This window comes from Paenibacillus sp. FSL H7-0331 (assembly GCF_001956045.1).
Map to the genome: position 1 here is coordinate 1 of NZ_MRTH01000146.1, position 1034 is coordinate 1034.

At 47.3% G+C, this 1034-nt stretch carries 2 protein-coding genes; both read right to left on the reverse strand.

What is annotated here, in order from left to right; all coding sequences use genetic code 11:
* The coding region (locus BK127_RS42185) for a cyclic nucleotide-binding domain-containing protein (RefSeq protein WP_144026748.1) at positions 1 to 420 on the reverse strand (420 nt) is incomplete at its 3' end.
* 19 nt (positions 421 to 439) lie between these two features.
* Positions 440 to 1034, reverse strand: a 595-nt coding sequence (locus BK127_RS42190; RefSeq protein ID WP_076238586.1) for a peptidylprolyl isomerase, incomplete at its 5' end; no start/stop codon positions are given.

Consider the following 1034-nt stretch of genomic DNA (forward strand, 5'->3'; position numbering starts at 1 on the left):
CAGAAATTTGCGCATCGCATCATCGGCCAATTGTTCAAGTAAGTACACCCTCAATTCAGGGTGCGCGTCGATCATTTGCATAAACATGGTCCTGGATAATCGTAGCAGCTCAAGCTTCGTCGATGCCCTCAGCGTATGCTCCTGAAATTGTTCATTCAACAGTGCTTCCTGTCCGAAATGCGAGCCCGCTTCCATTAATCCGAAATTGAGCTCTTTACCATCCTCATCCTTACCGATCATTCGTACTTTGCCCGCCAAGATGAGATGGAACGATTCTCCACTTTCCCCAGCTTCAATAATCGTGTCTCCCATATGGAAAGAAAGCCTCTCAAAGGAGGCAAATAACTCCTCTTTCTCCTGTGGCGACAGCACCTGAAAAATAGGGATTGTATCCAACATGATATGATGTAAATCGAGCATCCCTGTGCCTCCCGAACGATCAGCCTAATGGCTCCCCTGCCAAATAGCCCCATAGTTTAATATCGACTTTTGATTTTTTTACAGCTTCGTTCAGCCACTCTTCATAAATCAAATCAGCAAGCTTGACCCTAAGCTCCCCCGTTAATGCAGCTGGAATCACTTCCCAAACATACAGTAATCGATAACAAGATCCGATTGGAAAAGGCCCCCCTGATTGTCCTGCTTCCGAACTGAAAACAAATGACTCCTCTTCGCCGCTCATCTCAGCTCGTCCAACCGACCCGACGTACCCGCCGTCGTACTTGCTGCTACTGTTCAAACAATAGGTTTGCGCCAACTGGTAGAACGGCTCACCCTCCTCAAGCTGAAACAGCAGCTCTTGCGCCTGCTCTCTACTATCGACTATTAATTGAGAAATAATTGCTTTATCATAGGAAAGTCTGCTTTTCAAATAATAAGCGTCTACCTTATCTTCTGATACGATCCGCTTCACCTTCTCCGTCAGAAGCCGGGCTTTGGCCAACTCGAACAGATCGGCCATCGTGAGCCCTCGCACTTTAAGCCAAGCCAAAGTTTCTGCTGCACTGTATAACCCCAATTGCTGTCGCAGCTCA